The organism is Cellulomonas aerilata (assembly GCF_007991755.1).
GTDB lineage: Bacteria > Actinomycetota > Actinomycetes > Actinomycetales > Cellulomonadaceae > Pengzhenrongella > Pengzhenrongella aerilata.
Genome location: NZ_BJYY01000016.1, coordinates 169,283 through 188,355, shown reverse-complemented (window position 1 = coordinate 188,355; position 19,073 = coordinate 169,283). Strand labels below are relative to the sequence as shown.

Sequence of the window (19,073 nt, the reverse complement as noted above, 5' to 3'; positions counted from 1 at the left end):
CCGCCCCGCCACGCCCCGGCGGTCAGTCCTCGACGGCGGCCGCGGCCGGCTTGTTCAGGCCCTGGGTGATCAGGTCCATGACCGACGCGTCGGCCAGCGTGGTGGCGTCGCCCACCGTGCGGTGCTCGGCGACGTCCCGCAGCAGGCGGCGCATGATCTTGCCGGACCGGGTCTTGGGCAGCTCGGAGACCACGAGGATGCTGCGGGGCTTGGCGATCGGGCCGATCGCCCGCGCCACGTGGGCCCGCAGCTCCTCGACCGTGCCCGCCGCCTCCTCGTTGCCGCTGCGCAGGATGACGAACGCCACGACGGCCTGGCCGGTGGTGTCGTCCGACGCGCCGACCACGGCCGCCTCGGCCACCGACGGGTGGGAGACGAGCGCGGACTCGATCTCGGTGGTCGAGAGCCGGTGCCCGGACACGTTCATCACGTCGTCCACCCGGCCGAGCAGCCAGATGTCGCCGTCCTCGTCCTTCTTGGCGCCGTCGCCGGCGAAGTAGATGCCCCGGAAGCGTGACCAGTACGTGTCCGCGTACCGCTGCGGGTCGCCCCAGATGCCGCGGAGCATCGCCGGCCACGGCTCGGTCAGCACGAGGTAGCCGCCGCCGCCGTTCGGCACGGGGTGCGCCTCGTCGTCGACGACGTCGGCGCTGATGCCGGGCAGCGGGACCTGCGCGGACCCCGGCTTGAGGGTGGTGGCGCCCGGCAGCGGGGAGATCATGATCGCGCCGGTCTCGGTCTGCCACCAGGTGTCGACGATCGGCGTCCGGTCGCCGCCGATCACCCGGCGGTACCAGACCCACGCCTCGGGGTTGATCGGCTCCCCGACGCTGCCGAGCACCCGCAGCGAGCTCAGGTCGAACCCGGCCGGGATCTCCTCGCCCCACTTCATGCAGGTCCGGATCGCCGTGGGCGCGGTGTAGAGGATCGACACCTTGTACTTCGCGACGATCTCCCACCACCGCCCGCGGTGCGGGGTGTCCGGCGTGCCCTCGTAGATCACCTGGGTCGCGCCGTTGACCAGCGGTCCGTAGACGACGTAGGTGTGCCCGGTCACCCAGCCGACGTCGGCGGTGCACCAGTAGACGTCCGACTCGGGCTTGAGGTCGAAGACGTTGAGGTGGGTGTAGGCGGCCTGCGTGAGGTAGCCGCCCGTCGTGTGGAAGATGCCCTTCGGCTTCCCGGTGGTGCCGGACGTGTAGAGGATGAACAGCGGGTGCTCCGCCTCGACCCACACGGGCGTGTGCTCGGACGAGGCGGCCTCGACCGCCTCGTGCCACCACACGTCGCGGCCCGCCGTGATGTCGACGTCCTGCCCGGTGCGCCGCACCACGAGCACGTGCTCCACGCTCGACGCGCCGCCGGCCAGCGCCTCGTCGACCGCGGGCTTGAGCGCGCTGGGGGCGCCGCGGCGGAAGCCGCCGTCGGCCGTGATGACGAGCTTGGCCTCGGCGTCCTCGATCCGGGAGCGCAGCGCCTCGGCGGAGAAGCCGCCGAAGACGACGGAGTGCGGCGCCCCGATGCGGGCGCACGCGAGCATCGCGACGACCGCCTCGGCGATCATCGGCAGGTAGATGGCGACCCGGTCGCCGGTGCGCACGCCCAGGTCGGTCAGCACGTTGGCGACCCGGGACACCTCGCGCTGCAGCTCGGCGTAGGTGTACGCCCGGGTGTCGCCCGGCTCACCCTCGAAGTGGAGGGCGACCCGGTCCCCGCGGCCCGCCTCGACGTGCCGGTCCACGGCGTTGTGGCAGGCGTTCAGCCGGCCGTCGGCGAACCACCGCGCGACGGGGGCGCCGGACCAGTCCAGCACCTCGGTGAACGGCTGCTGCCAGGAGATCAGCTCGCGGGCCTGGTCCGCCCAGAACCCGGTGCGGTCCGCCGACGCCCAGGAGTACAGCTCGGGGTGCGCGTTGGCCTGCGCGGCGAACTCCGGGTCGGGGGCGAAGCGCCGCTCCTCCGTGAGGAGGTTCTCCAGGCTGGGTGACGTGGGGGAGTCCTCGGTCACTGTTCCTCCGGTCCGCATCGGCGCTGCTGCGTGGGTGCGCGGCCCGTCCCGGACCGCTCGTGGCGCACTCTAGTCCTGGCCGGTGACACGTCGTCCGCGCAGGTCACGACCGGTCCCCGGGGCGCCGCGGCGGCGTGCCGCCCCCGGTGCGCGCGCGGAAGGTGCCGACCTCGATCCCGCGCCGGCGGACCAGGGACGCGGCCGTGCCGGTCGCGAGCAGCACCAGCCCCAGGACGAAGGGCGTGCCGGTCGTCGCGACCCCCACCGCGTTGAGGACCGCGTCGCGGTTCTGCGCGGTCGCCAGCAGGCGGATCGTCTCGCGCTGGGAGGCCACCGGCGCGAACAGGTAGGCGCCGCCCACGAGCAGGGCGAGCAGACCCCCGGTGAACGGGATCGCGCTGGTGCGCACCGCGAGCAGCGCGACCAGGGCGGCCAGGGCGGCGCCGATCGCCACCAGGACGATCCCGAGCGCGTCCACGGTCAGGGTCTCGCCGCCGATCCCGTCCGCCACCACGCGGGACTGGCCCAGCAGCAGCACGAGCAGCGCCACGGCCGTCAGCACGAGGCCGATCAGCACTCCCAGCACGTGCCCACCGGCGCCGGTGGTGCGCGGACCGTACGGCGCGGGAAAGGCCCCGTCGGGCGAGGCCGAGGAGGTGGACGTCGAGGTCGCACCGGAGGGCTGGACGGTGCCGGGGTCGGCTCCCGGGCCGGTCCGGCCGGCCGGTCCGGTCTGGCCGGCCGGCCCGCCGGGCGCTCCGGGTGGGTCCTGCGGGCGTCGCGGCTCGGACGTGCTCATCGGGTGCTCCTCATCCGACGACCGTGTCGGCCGTCTCGTTCGCCTCGCGCGCCGCGCGCTCGACCGCCGCGGCCACCACGGTCGTGACCTCCGGGTTGAACACGCTGGGGACGATGTAGGTCGGGTTCAGCTCGTCCGGGGTGACGACGGAGGCCAGCGCGGTCGCGGCGGCGAGCAGCATCGCGTCGGTGATCCGGTGCGACTGGGCGTCCAGGAGTCCCCGGAAGACGCCGGGGAACGCGAGCACGTTGTTGATCTGGTTGGCGAAGTCCGAGCGCCCGGTGCCGACCACGGTCGCGTAGCGGGCGGCCTCCACCGGGTCGACCTCCGGGCGCGGGTTCGCCAGCGCGAAGACGATGGAGCGGTCCGCCATGCGCGCGACGTCGTCGGCGGTGATCACGTCGGGCGCGGACACGCCGATGAAGACGTCCGCACCGACCAGCGCGTCCGGGATGGACCCCGACACCCCGCGGGGGTTGGTGTGCTCGGCCGTCCACTCGAGCTCGGGCGCCAGTCCCGGCCGGCCGCGGTGGATGACGCCCTCGATGTCGGCCACGACCACGTCGCGCGCCCCGGCGGCCAGCAGGAGCTTGAGGACTGCCGTGCCGGCCGCCCCGGCCCCGGAGAGGACCACGCGCACGTCCGGGAGCGACTTCTCCACCACACGCAGCGCGTTGGTCAGGGCGGCGAGCGCGACGATCGCGGTGCCGTGCTGGTCGTCGTGGAACACCGGGATGTCCAGGCGCGCCCGCAGCCGGCGCTCGATCTCGAAGCACCGCGGCGCCGAGATGTCCTCCAGGTTGATGCCCGCGAACACCGGGGCGATCGCCGCGACGGTCTCCACGATCTGGTCCACGTCGGTGGTGTCCAGCGCGATCGGGAACGCGTCGATGCCCGCGAACCGCTTGAACAGGGCCGCCTTGCCCTCCATGACCGGCAGCGCGGCCAGCGGACCGAGGTCCCCCAGGCCCAGGACGGCGGTGCCGTCGGTGACCACCGCGACGGTGTTGCGCTTGATGGTGAGCCGGCGCGCGTCCTCGGGACGGGCGGCGATGGCCTCGCAGACCCGGGCGACCCCGGGCGTGTAGACCATCGACAGGTCGTCACGGTTGCGGATGGGCACCTTGGACTCCACGGACAGCTTGCCGCCCAGGTGCAGCAGGAACGTCCGGTCGCTGATGCGTCCGACCTGGACGCCGGGCAGCGTCCGCAGGGCGGCGACGATCGCCTCGGCGTGCGAGTCCCCGCGGGTGGCGCAGGTGACGTCGACGGTGATCCGCTCGTGCCCGGACGCGGTCACGTCGAGCGCCGTGACGATGCCCCCCTCGCGCTCGATCGCGGTGGTCAGCTCGCTCACGGCGGTGGGGCGGGCCTCCACCTCGAGGCGGGCGGTGATGGACGACGAGACGCTCGGCGCTGAACCCATGTCGCCATCTTGCCCCTCGGCGCCGACGGTGCCGACGTCGGCCGCGCCGCGCGCGTCGTCGTCCACAGGCGGTGGGCGCCCGGCCCGAGTCGCCGGGCGGTCCGGGGCACGGTCGGACCGGCGTCGTGCGGACGCCGTGAGCCGGAGCGCGGTCGACGACGGGAGGCACGCACGTGACGGGACCCACCACGGCCGCCGTCGTCGGGGTCGTCGGCGCGCGCGGGGGCGTCGGCGCCTCGACGCTGGCAGCAGCGCTCGCCGTGCGGGTCCACGGTGACGCAGGGCCGGCGGCACCCGTGCGGTGGACGCGCCGCCGGGCCGGCCGGTCCGCTACGACGCCCGGGGCCCCGTCCCGTGCGGTGCTCGTGGACCTCGACCCGGTCGGCGGGGGAATCGACGTGCACCTGGGCATCGAGGCCGCCGGTGGCGTGCGCTGGCCGGACCTCGCCGACGCGCGCGGTGAGGTCTCCGGCACCGAGCTGGCAGCGCTGCTGCCCGCCTGGCGCGGGATGCCGGTGCTCAGCGCGGACCGCTGGCGCCCCGGCCCGGCCCCGCCCGACGTCGTGCCCGACGTCCTGGACGCGCTCGCGTCGGCGCACGACCTCGTCGTCCTGGACCTGGACCGGCGCAGCGTGCACGACGGCGACCCGGGGCTCGGTCGCTGCACGACCGTCCTGGTCGTCACGCCGCGGGATCTGCGCTCCGTGGCCGGTGTCGTCGCGATGCGCGACGCCCTGCAGGCCGCGGTCGCCGACGTGCGCCTCGTCGTGACCGACCCCGCGCCCGGTGGGCTCGGTGTCCTGGAGGTGGCGCACGTGGTCGACCTGCCCGTCGCGGCCGCCGTCCGGCGGGACCGGCGGCTGCCCGCTCTGGTCGAGCGCGGTGCCGGGCCGGTCGTCCCGCGACGCGGCGCGTTCGGGCGCGCGCTGGCCGGGCTCGCCGGGGACCTGGCATGACGGTCAGCCGTGCGGAGCGCGCCGACCGCCCGGACGTGGCGGTCGGGCCCGACCTGCTCGCCGAGGTCCGGTCGCGACTGGTGCGCGGTGGGCACCCGCCGTCCCCCGACCACGTCCGGGCGGTGGTCCGCGAGTGCGGTGCGGTCCTCGGCAGCCGCGCCCTGGCCGAGATGGTCGCCGCGGTGCGGGCCGAGATGCTCGGCGCCGGACCCCTGCAGGCGCTGCTCGACACGCCGGGGGTCACCGACGTGCTCGTCAACGCGCCGGACGACGTCTGGGTCGAGCAGGACGGCCGCCTGCACCGGGTGGCGGTCGACCTCGGCGGCGACGGTGACGTCCGCGCGCTCGCGGTCCGGCTCGCCGCCTCCGGCGGGCAGCGCCTGGACGACGCGTCCCCGCTGGTCGACGCCCGGCTGCCGGACGGGACCCGGTTGCACGCGGTCCTGCCGCCGGTCGGCGGCCCCTGCACGCTGCTCTCGCTGCGGGTGCTGCGCCGGCGGGCGTTCACGATGGCCGAGCTCGTCGCCGGCGGCGCCGTCGCCCCGCCGGTCGCGCCTCTCCTGGAGGCGCTGGTGGCGGCGCGGGCGAACGTGCTGGTGTCAGGGGCGACCGGCACGGGCAAGACCACCCTGCTGTCGGCGTTGCTGTCGTTGGTCCCGCCCGACGAGCGCGTCGTGTGCATCGAGGAGGCGGGGGAGCTGACCCCGACCCACCCGCACGTGGTCCGGCTGCTCACCCGGAGGGCGAACGTCGAGGGTGCCGGAGAGGTGGGCCTGCCGGAGCTGGTCCGCCAGGCGCTGCGGATGCGCCCGGACCGGATCGTCCTGGGTGAGTGCCGCGGCGCCGAGGTGCGTGAGGTGCTGACCGCCCTGAACACCGGCCATGAGGGCGGCTGGGCGACGGTGCACGCCAACACGGCCGGCGACGTCCCGGTCCGGCTCCAGGCGCTGGCCGCCCTGGCCGGCATGACCGCGCAGGCGTGCGCCGCCCAGACCGCGAGCGCCGTGGACGCCGTCGTGCACCTGCGTCGGGTGGACGGGCGGCGCCGGGTCACGGAGGTCGGTGTGGTCCGCCGCGCGTCGTCGGGGGAGGTGGAGGTGGTCACCGCGCTCGCGGTCGGCGTGGCCACGGCGCCACCGTCCCGCCGCGCGGTGCGTGCCGGGTGGACGTCGTCCGGGGACGCGGGCCGTCCGGTCCCCTCCTGGGAGGTCGAGCGCGGCTCGGGGTGGGCCGATCTGGAGCGGCGACTGGGCCGCGACGGCGGGGACCGGTGACCGGGCTCGCGGCGCTGGTGGGGGTCCTGGTCGCGGCCGGGGTGGTCGCGGGCCGCGGCCCGGGTGGGCGTCCGGCGATGGCGTCCCTCCCGCGCCGACGGGAGCCACCGGGGGTCCCGCCGACCGGTGCGCGGCGCCGCTGGTCAGCGGGCGCTCGCCGGCGCGCGGACGGGCCGGACCTCGCGACGGTCGCGGTCGCGGTGGCGGGCCGGCTGCGGGCGGGCGCGGACCCGGCGACGGCGTGGCGCGACGTGCTCGGCCTGAACCTGGCGCCCGGTGCCGTCCCGACCGTGCGGGACCTGGCCGGGGTCACGCCGGACCGGGCGCACGCTGCGGTCGTGGTGGCAGCCGGCCGCCTCGCCGTCGAGCTCGGCGCGCCGCTCGCGCCCCTGCTCGACGGCGTCGCGCAGCAGCTCGCCGCCGAGGCGGAGGTGGAGGGTGAGCGGCGTGCCGCGCTGGCGGGCCCGCGCGCCACTGCCCGCGTGCTCACCTGGCTGCCGGTGCTGGGGGTCGTCCTCGGTGCGGCGTTCGGCGCGGACCCGGTCGGGGTGCTGCTGGACGGCGGCGTCGGGTCCGCCGCGCTCCTGCTCGGCACGGCGCTGCTGTGGGCCGGGCGGCAATGGACCCGTCGCCTGGCGGCGATGGCGGCGTCGGCGGGTCGTGGCGCGTGAGCGGCGCCCGCGCCGGTGCCGGTCACGGTGCCGCGACCGCCGCCGGCCGTGCCGGTGCCGCTGGCCGTGCTGGCGCCGGTGGTCACTCGCGCCTCGCCGGACGGTCGGGGCACATCCCATGACGTCGCTCATGGGGCTGCTGGTGTGCGGCGTGTGCGCCGCCGCGGCCGTGCTGCCGTGGTGGTGGAGCGGTCGGCCGCGTCGCGACGTCGTCGCCCGCCCGTCGCCACGGTGGACCGCGGACGACGAGACGGCGCCGGTCGACCTGGACGTCGCCGTGCTGCTCTCCCTCCTGGAGGCGGCGATCGGGTCGGGGGCAGGGCTCCCGCGCGCGCTCGCGGCGGTCGGCCGGGCGGTGGGTGGGGCGGACGGTCACGCCATGGAGCGGGCGTCCGCAGGTCTGGTCCTGGGTGCCGGGTGGGAGGTCGCCTGGTCGGGAGCGGGGCCGCGGCTGACGCCGGTGGTCACTGCCCTGGCGGCCACCTGGACCACGGGTGCGGCGCCCGGGCCGGCGCTGCGGGCCGCTGCGGAGCAGCTGCGCCGGGAGCGGCGCACCGCCGCACGGGAGGCCGCGGGTCGGCTCGGCGTGCGGCTGGTCCTCCCGCTGGGCCTGTGCTTCCTGCCGGCCTTCGTCCTCATCGGGCTGGTCCCGGTGTTGGTCTCGCTCGGGTCGGCACTGGTGCGGTGACGGTCGCGCCCGGGTCGGCCTTGGTGCGGTGGCCGCTCGGTCGAGCCGCCCCCAGGACGGTCGGCCGAACGTCCGTCCACCGATCCGTTGATCGGTCTCTCGGCCGCCCTGCGGCACGGCAGAGCCTGGGCGTCCCAGCTTGTCCCACCACCCGAGAGGCCCGCCATGACCCCCACCACCGTCTCGCCGTCCACCCCGTCCGCCTGGTCCCGCAGCCGGGGACCGGCGTGGGCGCGCACGCGCCTCGTGACCGGCCGCCAGCTGGCCCGGGTGGTGGGCCGGGCCCGCCGACGGGTGGACCCGCCCCTGCCGGACCGACCGACGGACCGGTCGACGGACGAGGCCGACACCGCGCCCAGCGGCGCGTCGACCGACGACCTGGCGGCGTCCGCGACGGGCGCCACGACAGGCGACGCGGCGGCTTCCACCGGCGCCACGGCCGACGACGCGGCGGTCCCGGGCGGCGCCACGACCCCCGACGCGGCGGTCCCCCCGGCCGCGGTCGACCGTCCGAGCGGTGACGGCGTCGACGGCCGCGGCACCTGTGCCGCCGCGGGCACCTGCGCGCCGGACGGTGTGGAGGGGCACGACGGCGAGCGCGGCATGGCGACCGCGGAGTACGCGATCGCCACCGTCGCGGCCGCCGGTTTCGCCGGGTTGCTCGTCGTCATCCTGCGCAGCGGAGAGGTCCGCGAGCTGCTGCTCGGCATCATCCGCTCCGCGCTGTCGCTGTGACGGGCAGCCCGGCACCGGCGCCCCCGCGGGCCGGCACCGAGCGGGGCAGCGTCACCGCCGAGCTGGCGCTGGCGCTGCCCGCGGTGGTGGGCCTGCTGGTCGTCGTGCTCCTGCTGGCGTCGGCGGCCACGTCGCAGCTGCGGTGCGCGGACGCGGCGCGCGCCGGTGCCCGGGCTGCTGCACTCGGCGAGGACCGCGCGCTCGTCGTGGCGATCGCGCAGCGGGTGGCGGGCCAGGGCGCGACGGTGACCGTCGAGGCGGCCGACCCGTGGGTGACGGTCACGGTGCGTCGGCCGTTGAGCACCGGGCCGCTGGGCGGTGCGGGACTCACCGCCGCCGGCCGCGCCACCGCACGGGTCGAGCCGTGAGGAGGCCGTCGTCCGGCCGGAGGGCGCGGACGCCCGGGCGGGACAAGCGGGACCGGGGGTCCGGCACCGTCCTGGTGCTCGGACTGGTGGCTGCCGGGCTGGTGCTGATGGTGGCGATCGGCCTGCTGGCCCGCGCACAGGGCGGCCGCGCCGCTGCCCAGGCAGCAGCGGACCTCGCCGCACTGGCCGCCGCCGACAGCCTCGTCCGCACGCCCGGCGGGGGGGACGTCGGGACGGCCTGCGCGCTCGCGCGACGGGTCGCCGCGGTCAACGGCGCCCGCGTCACGTCGTGCACCGCCGGCCAGGACGGCGTGGTCAGGGTCGTCACGGTGCGGGACGGCGGGGTCGGCCCCGCCCGGGCGACGGCGCGGGCCGGTCCGGCGACCGCTCGTGCGTCGGGCCGCCGTCGCCCGGCTCCCGGGGCACGAGCGACCGCGCTGCTGTCCCGGGCAGGACCGCTCGACCCCGCCGCCGTCCGCGCGGCACGAGCCCCGACCGGGGGCTACGGGTCAGCGCGGGGCGTAGGAGAGCACCGCGTCCAGCAGTCGCAGGGCGCCGTGCTTCTCCAGCGGGTTGTTGCCGTTGCCGCACTTGGGCGACTGCACGCAGGCGGGACAGCCGTTGCTGCACCGGCACGTGGCGATCGCCTCGCGGGTCGCGTCGAGCCACGTCGCCCCGAGATGGAAGCCGCGCTCGGCGAAGCCCGCCCCGCCGGGGTACCCGTCGTACACGAACACCGTGGCGTGCTCGGTGTCCACGTGCATGGCGGTCGACACGCCGCCCAGGTCCCAGCGGTCGCACGTGGCCAGCAGCGGCAGGAGCCCGATCGAGGCGTGCTCGGCCGCGTGCAGCGCGCCGGGGGCGAGGTCCTCGGTGAGCCCGGCCTGCTCCAGCACGCCGAGCGGGGCCGTCCACCACACCCCCATGGTCGACAGCGTCTGGGCGGGCAGGTCGAGCAGCTCCGTGCCCAGCACCTGCATGTCGGGGATCCGCTTGCGCTGGAAGCTGACGACCTGCGTCGTGACGTCGACCGCGCCCAGCCCCCACGTGACCGGACCCCACACGCGGTGCTCGCGGGTCGCGCGGATCTCGATGGACGTCAGCCAGCGAGCCCACGTGCCGAAGTCGACCGAGCGCTGGGCGACGAGCGCGACGCCGTCGGCCAGGTGCAGGTCCTCCACCACGAAGGTGGTGCCCTGGTGCACGTAGACGGCCCCCGGGTGCAGCGTCGCGTCCGCGGAGGACGCGTCGACGGTCCCCAGGACGCGGCCGGTCGCCGACTCCACCACCCGGACGGGGTCGCCGCCCGTCCCACGCAGGTCGGTGAGCCGGGCCGCGCTGTCGGCGTGCGTCCAGTACCAGCCCGACGACCGGCGACGCAGCGCGCCCCGTTCCACCAGCACGTCGAGCAGCTCACGGGTGCCGGGGCCGAACAGGTCGCAGTCCTCGACCCGCAGCGGGAGCTCGGCGGCCGCCGCGCACAGGTGCGGGGCCAGCACGTACGGGTTCGTGGGGTCGAACACCGTCGCCTCGACGCCTGCGTCGAAGATGGCCTCCGGGTGGTGGACCAGGTAGGTGTCGAGCGGGTCCTCGCGCGCCACCAGGGCGACCAGCCCCTCCGCGCCCGCCCGGCCGGCCCGCCCGGCCTGCTGCCACAGGGACACCCGGGTGCCGGGCCACCCCGCGATGAGGACGGCGTCGAGCCCCGAGATGTCCACGCCCAGCTCCAGCGCGTTCGTGGTGGCCAGGGCGCGCAGCCGTCCGTCCCGGATCGCCGACTCCAGCGCGCGCCGCTCCTCGGGCAGGTAGCCGCCGCGGTACGCGGCCACCTGCGAGGCCAGCGTCCGGTCGACCGCGAGCAGGTGCTGCTGGGTCACCGTGGCGACCGACTCCGCCGCCCGCCGGGACCGGGTGAAGGCGAGGGTGCGCGCCCCGGCGACCGTGAGGTCCGCCAGCAGGTCGGCGATCTCGGCGGTCGCGGAGCGGCGGGGACGGGAGGGGTCGTCCTCGACCACGCCGGACCCGCTGCCCTGCGGGCGACCCTCCGCGGCGTCGGACGCCCGCGCCGCCTCCGACGCAGCCGCCGGGTCCACCTCGGTGGTGTCGTCCCCGGGCGGCGCGTCGACCCGAGCCGACCCGGCGGCCCGCACAGGGGCCGGCTCGGTCGTCCCGGCCGCCGACCGGGTGACGCCCGCTCGGGTGAAGTTCGGCCCGGGGTCGGCCGTCAGCACGGCGGCCCGCACCACCGATCCCTGCGCCTCGCGGGCCGGCGGGACCGTCGCGGTGGGGGCCGCCGAGGCGGGTGCGCCGGCCGGGGCTGCGGTGGCCCACGGGTCCTCCTCCAGCGGCCCGCTGGTCCGCACGAACGTGCCGTCGGACTCCTCGTGACCGGCCGCGCCGGGCAGCTCCGGCGGCTGCCACAGGACGAACGTCTTGCGGCCCGCGGGCGAGGAGTCGCCGGTCACCGCGAGGACCTCGTCCGGTGCCACGCCGAGCAGGCGGCCCGCGCTCGCGGCGGGATCGGCGGTCGTCGCGGAGGCCATGAGGAACGTCGGACCGTCCCCGGTGCCGTAGTGGGCGGCGAGCCGGCGCAGGCGTCGCAGGACGGCCGCCACGTGCGCGCCGAAGACTCCGCGGAACGCGTGGCACTCGTCCACCACCACGTAGCGCAGGGAGGTCAGCAGGCGGACCCACCGCCGGTGGTGCGGCAGCAGGGCGAAGTGCAGGAAGTCGGGGTTGGTCAGCACCACGTCGGCGTGGTCCTGGACCCAGCGGCGCTCCTCGACCGGGGTGTCGCCGTCGCAGGTGGCGACCCGCACGTCGCGGGCGCGGGAGGCGGTCAGGAGCCGCTCCAGCCCGGCCAGCTGGTCGGCGGCGAGCGCCTTGGTGGGGGACAGGTACAGCACCGAGCCCCGGCGGCGCGCCGACTCGATCCGTCCGGGGTCGAGGGCAGCGGCGCCGACGTCGCCGCGCACGGACGTGAGCGCGGGCAGCCAGAAGGCCAGCGACTTCCCCGAGCCCGTCGACGTGGCGACGATCGTGTGGCGACCCGACCACGCGGCGTCGGCCGCCTGCACCTGGTGGGTCCACGGCCGGGTCACCCCGAGCTCGCGGTACCCGGCGACGAGGTCGCGGTCGGCCCAGTGCGGCCACGCGGTCTGCGTCCCGGCACGTGCGGGCAGGTGCCGGACGTGCGTCAGGCGGTCGGCGCGCCGGTCGCCCGCCAGCAGCACCTCGAGCAGGTCCTCCGCCCGGCCGGCCCCGGGGGTCGAGGAGGTCATGCCCCGCCCCGCCCGCCGTCGACCACGGCTCCAGTGTCCCACCGACGTGGGACACTGGTCCCTGTGCGACCGGCCGTGTGGCCGGGGGTGCAGGCTGACGGGCGCACACGACCGCCCGGGTGTTTGGTTAGATAACCGTCGTTGCCCTGAGGAGGTGAGCCATGGACGTCACTGTCCACACTGTGGTGCACGGCGATGTCGTCGTCGTCCAGGTTGCCGGTGAGATCGACGTGTACACCGCGGCGTCGCTCCGCGAGAAGCTCGCCGACCTGATCGATGCGGACCACACCGACGTGGTCGTCGACCTGACCGGGGTGACCTTCATGGACTCCACCGGTCTGGGCGTCCTCGTCGGTGCGCTGAAGAAGGTCCGCGGGTACGGCGGTCGGCTGCAGCTGGTCATCGACCAGGAGAAGGTCATCAAGGTCTTCCGGATCACCGCACTGACCCAGGTCTTCACGATCCACGAGACGCTGGACGCCGCGCTCGCCAGCTGAGCGGTCCCCGTCCCGCGTCGGCTGACGGCGTGGGGTCGCCCCTCAGCGTCCACCGCGGGCGCACCCGCGGTCGGTCGACGACCCTCTTGCGCCCCGCTGACCGGTGAGCGTGCACGCACGGGCGCCTCGGGCGGTCGGCGCTTCGACCGGTCCCGGGTGTGCGGCTCGGTCGCGGTACCTCGGACGGGCTCGGACGACGTGCCCGCTCCGCGCGCGACCGGCTCGCCGCCGCACGGCCCCGCCCGACCGGCTGCAGGGCGAGCCGGGCCCCGGGGGGACCGGTTTGACCTGCCTCCGCCGGTCCGGGTGCCGCGTCGACGGCCATGGCTAGACTGCGCCCCAGTCCGACGGCAACGAGGCCGCACGGCACAGGGGGGCGGGGCTCGCGGGCCCGCGCGGTCTCAAGGAGGACGCATGCTCGAGCTCGGTTCGACGAGCCTCATCATCGTCGGGGCGGTCGCCCTGATCGCCGTCGTCTGCCTGGCCTACGCCGTGGTGCTCAGACGCCAGGTCCTGGCCGCGGGCGAGGGGACCCGGGCGATGCAGGACATCGCCCAGGCCGTGCAGGAGGGCGCCGCCGCCTACCTCAACCGGCAGTTCCGGACCCTGGTCTTCTTCGCGGTCGCCGTCTGCCTGCTGCTCCTGCTGCTGCCCGGCGACACCGGCATCAAGGTGGGGCGGTCGGTCTTCTTCCTGCTGGGCGCGGGATGCTCGGCGGCGATCGGGTACCTCGGCATGTGGCTGGCGACCCGCGCGAACCTGCGGGTCGCCGCGGCCGCGTCGCTGCCGGGTGGGCGCGCGGAGGGTGCCCGGATCGCGTTCCGGACCGGCGGGGTCGTCGGGATGTGCGTCGTGGGCCTGGGGCTCGCCGGCGCCTCGATCGTCGTGCTCATCTGGCGCGGGGACGCGCCCGCCGTGCTCGAGGGCTTCGGGTTCGGGGCCGCGCTGCTCGCGATGTTCATGCGGGTCGGCGGCGGCATCTTCACCAAGGCGGCCGACGTGGGCGCGGACCTGGTCGGCAAGGTCGAGCAGGGCATCCCCGAGGACGACCCGCGCAACGCGGCCACCATCGCCGACAACGTCGGCGACAACGTGGGTGACTGCGCGGGGATGGCCGCCGACCTGTTCGAGTCCTACGCGGTGACCCTGGTCGCCGCGCTCATTCTGGGCAAGGCCGCCTTCGGCGAGCAGGGCCTGGTCTTCCCGCTCATCGTGCCGGCGATCGGGGCCCTGACCGCGATCCTGGGCGTCGTCATCACCCGGGTCCGCGGCTCGGAGAGCGGGCTCGCCGCGATCAACCGTGGCTTCTACACCTCCGCCCTGGTCGCCGCGGTGCTCGCCGCGGTGGCGGCGTTCGTCTACCTGCCGTCCACGTTCGCTGCGCTGCCGGGCGTCGGGGCGTCGCTCGCCGACCACGGCGGGGACCCGCGGATCGTCGCGACCGGCGCCGTGCTCATCGGCATCGTGCTCGCCGGCGTCATCCTGTGGCTGACCGGGTACTTCACCGGGACGACGTCCAAGCCGACCCAGCACGTGGCGCGCACGTCCCGGACCGGCGCCGCGACCGTGGTCCTGTCCGGCATCGGCGTCGGGTTCGAGTCCGCGGTCTACACCGCCGGCATCATCGCCGCCGCGATCTGCGCGGCGTTCCTGCTCTCCGGCGGCTCGATCGTGCTGGCCCTGTTCCTCATCGCGCTCGCCGGCTGCGGTCTGCTGACCACGGTCGGCGTCATCGTCGCGATGGACACCTTCGGCCCCGTCAGCGACAACGCGCAGGGCATCGCCGAGATGTCCGGCGACGTCAGCGAGGAGGGTGCCCGCACCCTCACCGACCTCGACGCCGTCGGCAACACCACCAAGGCGATCACCAAGGGCATCGCCATCGCGACCGCCGTCCTCGCGGCGACCGCGCTGTTCGGCTCGTACGCCGCGTCGGTCTCCGAGGCGCTGGCCGACCTCGGGGAGACCGTCGCGGGTGCGACCGGTGTCACCGGGGCGATGCTCAGCTACGAGATCATCAACCCGGTCACCCTGGTCGGGGTCATCCTCGGCGGCTGCACCGTCTTCCTGTTCTCCGGCCTCGCCATCGACGCCGTCACCCGCGCGGCCGGCGCCATCGTCTTCGAGGTGCGCCGCCAGTTCCGCGACAACCCCGGGATCATGACCGGCGAGGTCCGCCCGGAGTACGGCAAGGTCGTCGACATCTGCACGCGTGACTCGCTGCGTGAGCTGGCCACCCCGGGCCTGCTCGCGGCGTTCGCGCCGATCGCCGTCGGGTTCGGGCTCGGGGTCGGTCCGCTGGCCGGGTTCCTGGCCGGCGCGATCGCGACCGGGGTGCTCATGGCGGTGTTCCTGGCGAACTCCGGCGGCAGCTGGGACAACGCCAAGAAGATCGTCGAGGACGGCCACTACGGCGGGAAGAACTCCGACGCGCACGCCGCCGTGGTCATCGGCGACACCGTCGGCGACCCGTTCAAGGACACCGCCGGCCCGGCGATCAACCCGCTCATCAAGGTGATGAACCTGGTCGCCCTGCTCATCGCCCCCGCGATCGTGACCATCAGCGTCGGCGACGACGCGAACCACGCCGCCCGGCTGGGGATCGCCGTCCTCGCGGCCGCCATCGCCTTCGGCGCCGTGGTCATGTCCAAGGTGCGAGCCGCGCGCGTCGACAGCGCCGCCCGGCTGGAGCACGAGATGGAGCTCGTCCGCGACTGACCCGGGTGCGGGCCGGGGCGCGCGTCGACGACCACGCCCCGGCCTGCCCCCAGGCGGCGTCGACGACCGCCCCCGGCCTGCCCGAGGCGGCGGCGACGACCCACCCCCCGCTTCGAGCGGCGGGGACGACGGACCGTGCCCGCCCGTCCACCGCGCCGGTGACCGCTCGCTCGCCGCGCCGCCCCCGGCTCCATGCGGTGGGATGTGGCGGTGAGCCGGCTGCGGATGATGACCTACAACGTCAAGGGCCTGTACCTGGACGTCGACGCCGTCGTCGAGGTCGTCACGGAGCAGGCCCCGGACGTCCTCGGCCTGCAGGAGCCGCCCCGCGGCCTGCTCGGGCGCCGCCGGCTGGCGGACCTCGCGGAGCGCACGGGACTGGGCGTCGTGGTCGGGCACGGACCGGCGCGCACGACCGCGCTGCTCGTGCGACCCGGGTTGCGGGTCGAGGAGGCACGGGCCCGCGCGCTGCCGTGGCGGATCGGGCAGGTCCGGCGCGGCTACAGCGTCGCGCGGGTCGAGGGGCTGCTCGTCGTCGTCCTCCACCTGCCGCTGGGCTCCCCGGAGCGCCTCATGCACCTGGACCTCGTGCTGCACGACGTCGCGGCGGCGCCCCGCCCGCACGTGGTCATGGGGGACCTCAACGAGCGCCCGGGTGGGCCGGTCTGGACGCGGCTGCAGGTGGGCCTGCGCGACGCCGTCGAGTCCGCCGCGCCGACGTTCACGGCGCGGCGGCCGCGTCGCCGGCTCGACGCCGTCCTCGTCAGCCCGGACGTGCGGGTCACCGGCTCCGCCATCGTCTCCGGGGACCACACCCGCCGGGGCAGCGACCACCTGCCGATCGTCGTGGACCTGGACGTGCCGTCCGCTGCGGACGGCGCCCCCGTCCCCGCCACCTGACCTGAGGCGTCGATCGGTGCCCGGACGATCGCCGTCCCACGACCGGGCGATGATGGGCCGGTGAGCCGCACCCCCGACGTCCCCCGCACCGACCCGCGCCTGCTGGACGACCTGCGCGCCGACCTGCACGACGCCGGGTACACCGTGGCCGGCGTGGAGGACCTGCTCGGCCCGGTCGCGTCGGCTGCCCTGCACCGCGAGGAGCCCGTGCCGGCGCTGCGCGTCACCGCCGCGGCGCTCGACCGCGCCGCACGCGGCCCCGCGGCTCCCCACCCCAGCACGGCGTCGGCGGCTCCCCACCCCACCGCGGCGTCCGCCGCTCTCGACGCCACGACGGCCTCGGCCGCACTCGTGCGCCTGTTCGTGCTCGGCGCGGACGTCCCCCGTGCCACCGCCGAGGCCGCGTTCGGTCGCCTCGGCGTCGACGGGGCCGCCCGCCTCGGGCTGGTGACCACCGCCGGGTCCGGCCGCGACGACGCGGTCCGGGCCGCGGTCGACCTGCGTCCCTACGAGGCCGTCGACGCCGCGGGGACCGTCGACTGGTGGCTCGCCTCGGACCTGGGCGAGCTCGCCACGGGGCGGGCGCTGCGGACGGACCACGTGCTCGGCGTGGGCGGCGCCTCGACCACCCTCGCGCAGGTCACCGTCCGCGACCGCCGCGGCCGGGTGCTCGACCTCGGGACCGGCTGCGGCATCCAGGCCATGCACGCCGCCCGGCACTCCGACGCCGTCGTCGGCACGGACATCTCCGCCCGGGCGCTGGCGTTCGCCCGGTTCAACGCCGCCCTGGCCGGGCTGGGGGAGGACCGCGTCGAGCTGCGGCACGGGTCGATGCTGGACCCGGTCGCCGGCCGCCGGTTCGACCTCGTCGTCTCCAACCCGCCGTTCGTCATCACGCCGCGGGCCGCGGGCGTGCCCGCCTACGAGTACCGCGACGGGGGCCGGTCCGGCGACGCGGTGGTGCGGGACCTGGTGACCGGGGTCGGCGAGGTGCTGGCTCCGGGCGGGGTCGCCCAGCTGCTGGGCAACTGGGAGGTCCGGACCGGGGAGACCTGGGACGAGCGGGTCGGCGGCTGGCTCGAGGAGTCCGGGCTGGACGGCTGGGTCATCCAGCGCGAGGTGCAGGACCCGGCCGAGTACGCCGAGACGTGGATCCGCGACGGCGGGTCGAGCCCGGAGCGGGACCGGACCGCGTGGCGCGCGCAGTACGAGGCGTGGCTGGACGACTTCGCCTCCCGCGACGTGCAGGCGATCGGGTTCGGCATCGTCACGCTGCGCCGCCCGGTCACCGGCGCCCCGACGCTGCGCCGGCTCGAGGAGCACACCGGATCGGTGCAGCAGCCGCTGGGGGCGCACCTGGCGGCGAGCCTGGCTGCCCACGACTGGCTCACCACCACCGACGACGCCGCCCTCGCCGCGACCCGGCTGACCGTCGCCGGCGACGTCACCGAGGAGCGGTACCTCACCCCGGGAGCCGGCGACCCCGACGTCGTCCTGCTGCGCCAGGGCGGCGGGCTCGGGCGTGCGGTGCGCGCCGGGACGGCACTGGCCGGGCTCGTGGGGGCGTGCGACGGCGAGCTCACCGTGGGCCAGATCATCGGCGGCATCGCCGTGCTGTTCGAGGTGCCCGCCGACGACGTCGCGGCGGACGTCCTGCCGTCCGTGCGCGGGCTGGTGCGCGACGGGCTGCTCGTGCACGACGGCGTCGCGGAGGCGTAGACCGGCACGCCCCTGTCCTACCGTGGGTGCGTGACCTCCACCGCGCGTGCGCCGCACCAGCCCCGGCCGGGGGTGCGCCCCGTCGCGCGCGCGCGGCGGGCCGGTCCGGTCGCGCTGTGCCTGGCCGTCGCGCTGATGTCCGCGGTGGGCGTGTGGCTCACGTGGTGGGTGTTCGTCGCGCACTACACCGGTCAGCGCGTGGACCAGGTCGTCTTCGAGGGGGCCGAGCTGGGTCGGGGGCGCCTGTGGCGGCTCGCCGAGCCGGTCCTGGACGTGGTGTCCGTCCCGTACATCGCCGTCGTCCTGCTCGCGGCGGTGCTGATCGCCACCGTCCGGCGCCGCTGGGAGCTCGCCGTGCAGGTGGCGGTGCTCATGGGTGGGGCGAACCTGACCACCCAGGTCCTGAAGCACGTCGTCCTCGACCGGCCCGACCTGGGCATCGCGCCCGGCGCGGCCAACGCGCTGCCCAGCGGGCACACCACCGCCGCCGCGTCGGTGTCGGCGGCGCTGGTGTTCGTCGTGCCGCCGCGGGCCCGGCCGTGGGCCGCGGTGCTCGGGGCGGGGTACACCTCCGCGACCGGCGTCTCGACGCTCGTCGGTCGATGGCACCGGCCCAGCGACGTGGTGGCCGCCGTCCTGGTCGTGCTGGCGTGGAGCGCACTCGCGTGCGCCCTGACCGCGACCTCGCGCCCGCCGGCGCGGTGGCGCGGGACCGGGTCGGCCGACCCGACGCCGTCCGCCCTGTCGGCCACCGGCGCGCTCGTCCTGGCCGGTGGGCGGGCGCGCACCACCGGGCGGGTCCTGGGCGGGATGCTCGCGCTCGCCGCCCTCGCGGCCGCCGTCCCGGCCGGGGTCGCGCTGCGCCAGATCTGGCTCGCGCCGGACGCGCCGGCCACCCGCGCCGAGCTGCTCACCGGCTACGCCGGTGGTGCTCTCGGCGTCGTCGCGGTGAGCTGCGCGGCGTTCGCGGTGCTGCTCGCCATCCGTGACCTCGCGGGACGGTCCGGCGTGCCACGGGTTTGACCGGGGGTCG

Annotated in this window: 15 protein-coding genes and 1 pseudogene; 12 read left to right on the top strand and 4 right to left on the bottom strand. The window is 76.4% G+C overall.

Annotated features, from left to right (window positions below; all coding sequences use genetic code 11):
• Window positions 1-22: 22 nt before the first annotated feature.
• From acs to CAE01nite_RS13540, 3 genes are all read right to left on the bottom strand, one after another.
• Entirely contained in the window at window positions 23-2,026 is a 2,004-nt protein-coding gene (gene acs / locus CAE01nite_RS13550) for an acetate--CoA ligase (RefSeq protein ID WP_146905511.1), read from the bottom strand.
• An 85-nt stretch (window positions 2,027-2,111) separates the two neighbouring features.
• Entirely contained in the window at window positions 2,112-2,807 is a 696-nt protein-coding gene (locus tag CAE01nite_RS13545) for a hypothetical protein (RefSeq protein ID WP_146905508.1), read from the bottom strand.
• Window positions 2,808-2,817: 10 nt separating this feature from the next.
• On the bottom strand, window positions 2,818-4,233 hold the full coding sequence (locus tag CAE01nite_RS13540) for an NAD-dependent malic enzyme (RefSeq protein ID WP_146905505.1): 1,416 nt from the start codon (window positions 4,231-4,233) through the stop codon (window positions 2,818-2,820).
• A gap of 173 nt (window positions 4,234-4,406) precedes the next feature.
• Here CAE01nite_RS13540 and ssd point away from each other — a divergent pair, with 173 nt between their 5' ends.
• The 7 genes and pseudogenes from ssd to CAE01nite_RS18825 all read left to right on the top strand — a co-directional run.
• Window positions 4,407-5,189, top strand: coding sequence for a septum site-determining protein Ssd (ssd, locus tag CAE01nite_RS13535; protein WP_146905502.1), 783 nt, complete (start codon window positions 4,407-4,409; stop codon window positions 5,187-5,189).
• The gene (locus tag CAE01nite_RS13530; RefSeq protein ID WP_146905499.1) at window positions 5,186-6,463 is read left to right on the top strand and encodes a TadA family conjugal transfer-associated ATPase; all 1,278 of its coding nucleotides are present in this window, start codon (window positions 5,186-5,188) and stop codon (window positions 6,461-6,463) included. Before ssd ends, CAE01nite_RS13530 begins: the two co-directional genes overlap by 4 nt.
• On the top strand, window positions 6,460-7,134 hold the full coding sequence (locus CAE01nite_RS13525; RefSeq protein ID WP_246131204.1) for a type II secretion system F family protein: 675 nt from the start codon (window positions 6,460-6,462) through the stop codon (window positions 7,132-7,134). The genes CAE01nite_RS13530 and CAE01nite_RS13525 overlap by 4 nt, the downstream gene beginning before the upstream one ends.
• 118 nt (window positions 7,135-7,252) lie before the next feature.
• On the top strand, window positions 7,253-7,822 hold the full coding sequence (locus CAE01nite_RS13520; protein ID WP_246131203.1) for a type II secretion system F family protein: 570 nt from the start codon (window positions 7,253-7,255) through the stop codon (window positions 7,820-7,822).
• A 165-nt stretch (window positions 7,823-7,987) separates the two neighbouring features.
• Window positions 7,988-8,557: a DUF4244 domain-containing protein gene (locus tag CAE01nite_RS18615; RefSeq protein WP_246131202.1), complete on the top strand. Its 570-nt coding sequence runs from the start codon at window positions 7,988-7,990 to the stop codon at window positions 8,555-8,557.
• Window positions 8,554-8,925, top strand: a complete 372-nt coding sequence (locus CAE01nite_RS13510; RefSeq protein WP_146905496.1) for a TadE family type IV pilus minor pilin — start codon at window positions 8,554-8,556, stop codon at window positions 8,923-8,925. The genes CAE01nite_RS18615 and CAE01nite_RS13510 overlap by 4 nt, the downstream gene beginning before the upstream one ends.
• Window positions 8,826-9,293, top strand: a pseudogene (locus CAE01nite_RS18825) (Rv3654c family TadE-like protein); the annotation flags it as partial. The gene CAE01nite_RS13510 and the pseudogene CAE01nite_RS18825, both read left to right, overlap by 100 nt.
• A gap of 141 nt (window positions 9,294-9,434) precedes the next feature.
• On the opposite strand, the gene CAE01nite_RS13500 reads toward CAE01nite_RS18825, so the two are convergent.
• Window positions 9,435-12,206, bottom strand: a complete 2,772-nt coding sequence (locus CAE01nite_RS13500) for a DEAD/DEAH box helicase (protein ID WP_146905493.1) — start codon at window positions 12,204-12,206, stop codon at window positions 9,435-9,437.
• A 161-nt stretch (window positions 12,207-12,367) separates the two neighbouring features.
• On the opposite strand from CAE01nite_RS13500, the gene CAE01nite_RS13495 reads away from it, so the two are divergent.
• The 5 genes from CAE01nite_RS13495 (at window position 12,368) to CAE01nite_RS13475 (ending at window position 19,063) form a co-directional block, all read left to right on the top strand.
• Window positions 12,368-12,703 carry an STAS domain-containing protein gene (locus CAE01nite_RS13495; RefSeq protein ID WP_146905490.1) on the top strand — a complete coding sequence of 112 codons (336 nt, stop codon included), beginning with the start codon at window positions 12,368-12,370 and terminating at the stop codon, window positions 12,701-12,703.
• A gap of 414 nt (window positions 12,704-13,117) precedes the next feature.
• Window positions 13,118-15,421, top strand: a complete 2,304-nt coding sequence (locus CAE01nite_RS13490) for a sodium-translocating pyrophosphatase (RefSeq protein ID WP_146905487.1) — start codon at window positions 13,118-13,120, stop codon at window positions 15,419-15,421.
• Window positions 15,422-15,631: 210 nt separating this feature from the next.
• Entirely contained in the window at window positions 15,632-16,321 is a 690-nt protein-coding gene (locus tag CAE01nite_RS13485) for an endonuclease/exonuclease/phosphatase family protein (protein ID WP_186816587.1), read from the top strand.
• A gap of 60 nt (window positions 16,322-16,381) precedes the next feature.
• A complete protein-coding gene (locus CAE01nite_RS13480) occupies window positions 16,382-18,040 on the top strand; it encodes a DUF7059 domain-containing protein (RefSeq protein ID WP_146905483.1) in 1,659 nt (552 codons plus the stop codon).
• 30 nt (window positions 18,041-18,070) lie between these two features.
• On the top strand, window positions 18,071-19,063 hold the full coding sequence (locus CAE01nite_RS13475; RefSeq protein WP_246131201.1) for a phosphatase PAP2 family protein: 993 nt from the start codon (window positions 18,071-18,073) through the stop codon (window positions 19,061-19,063).
• Window positions 19,064-19,073: the final 10 nt, after the last annotated feature.